This is a genomic window from Hydrogenophaga sp., from assembly GCF_041633695.1.
In the GTDB taxonomy this organism is placed as follows: Bacteria; Pseudomonadota; Gammaproteobacteria; order Burkholderiales; family Burkholderiaceae_C; genus Hydrogenophaga.
This window is the reverse complement of the sequence record NZ_JBFJMY010000492.1, coordinates 1-2,885: the sequence shown is the minus strand read 5'-3', so window position 1 is coordinate 2,885 and position 2,885 is coordinate 1. Positions and strand designations below refer to the sequence as shown.

The following is a 2,885-nucleotide window of genomic DNA, read 5'->3' as shown; positions in this document are numbered from 1 at the left end:
GACATCGATCTGCTGCACCGGTACGGCAAAAATGGCCAGATCAACCGGTTTTCCAATGTCTCGAAGACTGGCGTAGGCACGCAGCTGCTGGACTTGTGAACGGGCGGGGTTGATCGGGTAGATCTCGCCCTGGTATCCGTGCTCGATCAGATACCGCAAGGGCATGGCTCCAATTTTTCCGGGTGTGGCGGATGCACCGACAACGGCGATGGAGCGCGGGGAGAAGAAGGCGTCGAGGTCTGACTGGGACATGGCTTTTGAACAAATTTCGGGCAGGGCGCAACCCCGGAATCCGGCACGCCAGCGCCCCTTCGACGGGCGCGATGTGCGGTACAAGCCACGAAGATAGTCAGATAACTTTTATCAGGCAAATCGTATTTTCAGTAGTTTTTATAAGAAATTCAGAATTATTGAAAGCTTGTTTCACTTGGCGGCTGCGGCCTTCCCGGTGCCGCTGGACCGCGTGCTGACCTGTGGCCGAGGTGCCATCGCAGTCCAGTCCCTGACAAACCCGAGCACGAACCGCACAAAACTCTCGACGGCGGGAGACACCGAAGGACGGCGACGCACGAACATGGCAACCCGCCAGCTCACCTGGGGTTGCTTCAAGGGCAGAAAAGTCAAGCCCAGGCCTTGCACCAGGCGCTCGGTCAGGGCAGGGGATACCACCGCACCTTCGCCGACCCGGAGCATCGAAAGGGCCGTGTTGACCCTGTGCACTGGCAAGATTTTGCGTGGGTGGTTGCGCGGTGGCACACAGCTCAGCACGTGGGTCGCGAAATTGGGCATGTAGTTGATGAGTGGCCGCTCGCGCAAGTCTTTCCAGCTGACCGCGTCCATCCGACTCAACGGATCGTCGGGGTGCAGTGCCACACACATGGGATCGAGCCACAGTGGATGTTCCTCCACCATGTCGTCTTCAATGAGGCCTGCCGGCCCGAATCCGACATCCATGCTGCCCTGTTGCAAGCCAGCCAGCACCTGTTCGATGGGAACGTCCTCAAAGCGCACCTCTATGCCTTGCTGGGCATTCTGATAGCCAGCAATCAGATCGGGCATGAGGGTGCACGACAGCGGTTCTGGTGCCGCCACCCGTACCAGGCCACGACGCAACTCCTTGAGATCGGTGAGGCTGTCCAGTGCTTCTTCCAGCGTCGAGAGTACGCGTCTCGACATGGGCTCGAACGACTGCCCCACGCTTGACAGGGAAACACTGCGTGTGTTGCGGTCGAGCAATCTGACCCCGACCCTGTCCTCCAGCTCGCGGATCAGTCCACTGAGCGCAGCCTGGGACAGGCTCATGGTCTTTGCCGCCTCGGAGAAGCTGCCGGAGTCCACCACCGCCAAGAATGCGCGCAACTGGCGCAGCGTGACATGCATCGTCATGGACATCTCCAAAAATTGGGTTGGCCTTATTTATAACAGTAGGTGATAAGTTGCTCACAAAATTCAACTTGTCCGATAGAGTGAGTCCAACTATTGTCATGTCACCGGCATCCGCAGCATTCGACTGCAACCGGCTGACCATCCCGAGGAGACACCATGAAGATTTCACGAAGAGCCCTTCTGGGCACCACTGCCGCCAGCCTGTCAATGGCGCACATGCCGTCGGTTGTTGCACAGACCGCCTGGCCGGTACGCCCCGTTCGGATCGTTTCACCTTATGGCGCGGGTGGAGCGAGCGACATTTCGGTGCGTATGCTGGCGGAGTACCTGGGCTCTTCGCTCGGACAGAATGTCATCGTTGAGAACAGGGCGGGCGCCGGCACCCGGGTGGCCAATGAGTATGTGGCACGCAGCGCAGGCGATGGCTACACCGTGCTCTACGCCGCGGCGCCCTACGCGACCGCCGAAGCCTTGCACGGAAAAATGGGTTTTGACCCAAAGAAAGATTTGCTCCCGGTGGCCATGGTGGCCTTGGCACCGCTCTTTCTCATTGTCAACACGGACTCGAACATCAAGAGCGCCAGCGAATTCGTCGCCTACGCCAAGTCCCGACCCGAAGGCGTCAACTTCGGATCGCCCGGCGCGGGGTCCCAGCCGCACCTGGCGGCTGAGCTGCTGCTCAGGGATGCCGGTGCCAAGGGCGTCATCGTTCACTACCGAGGTGATGCGCCGGCTTACACCGAACTCTTGGCCGGTCGCATCGACGCCACGCTGACGGCCATCACGGCGGCGCTGCCGCACATCCAGAACGGCAAGCTGCGGGTTCTGGGTGTTGCATCTGCAGAGCGCAGCCCGCTCTTTCCCGATGCCCCCACCTTGAAAGAGCAAGGCCTTTCCAGCGTGCTTGCCTCGGGGTGGTACGGTTTCATGGTGCCCGCGGCCACACCTGCGCCGATACGCGAACGCCTGCAAGCCGAAACCAAACGGATCCTCGGCACTCCAGAGGTGCAACAAAAATTCCTGGCACTTGGCCTGGAACCGCGCAGCGGTTCGGCGGCGGAGTTCGGGAAGTTCATCGATAGCGAAACAAGCAAGTGGAGCGAGTTGATCCGCACCGCAGGCATCAAGGCCGACTGAAGCGGGCATGGCCCAAACCGCCAGCATGTCCATGAACGGCGCGCAGTTCCGGTAGGGACAGACATCCAGGGGCAGGGCTCCCATTTCCCGTCCTGGGTGTGCAAGTGTGCCCGCGCCGCCTGGCACTCGTCGACCCGCCCGCTCGGCGGCAAGAGCGGGAAATGGGACATGCCTTGTTGTTGCGATCGTCGCGGAGTCGCCAGCGCTGGCCCGAACCGGTCTTTCACTTTGCCTGTTGTCTAAAGCGCGCTCGGCATAGCCGGTCGGGGCCGTGTGAGCTTGGGCCAGAACACGATCACGGCCAGGCCGGCCAGCACCAGGGCGCAGGCCGCGAGTTTCCAGGGTGGCATGGCTTCGCCCAG

General features: G+C 61.0%; 3 protein-coding genes. 1 reads left to right on the top strand and 2 read right to left on the bottom strand.

Annotated features, from left to right (window positions below; genetic code table 11):
• Both ABYB95_RS20645 and ABYB95_RS20640 read right to left on the bottom strand, forming a co-directional pair.
• Positions 1-252: CoA-binding protein (locus ABYB95_RS20645; protein ID WP_372661305.1), on the bottom strand; the 252-nt coding region annotated here is incomplete at its 3' end.
• Between the two features lie 171 nt (positions 253-423).
• Positions 424-1,386 (bottom strand): LysR family transcriptional regulator, encoded by a 963-nt coding sequence (locus ABYB95_RS20640; protein ID WP_372661302.1) that lies wholly within the window; start codon positions 1,384-1,386, stop codon positions 424-426.
• A 156-nt stretch (positions 1,387-1,542) separates the two neighbouring features.
• Here ABYB95_RS20640 and ABYB95_RS20635 point away from each other — a divergent pair, with 156 nt between their 5' ends.
• Entirely contained in the window at positions 1,543-2,523 is a 981-nt protein-coding gene (locus tag ABYB95_RS20635; RefSeq protein ID WP_372661299.1) for a Bug family tripartite tricarboxylate transporter substrate binding protein, read from the top strand.
• Positions 2,524-2,885: the final 362 nt, after the last annotated feature.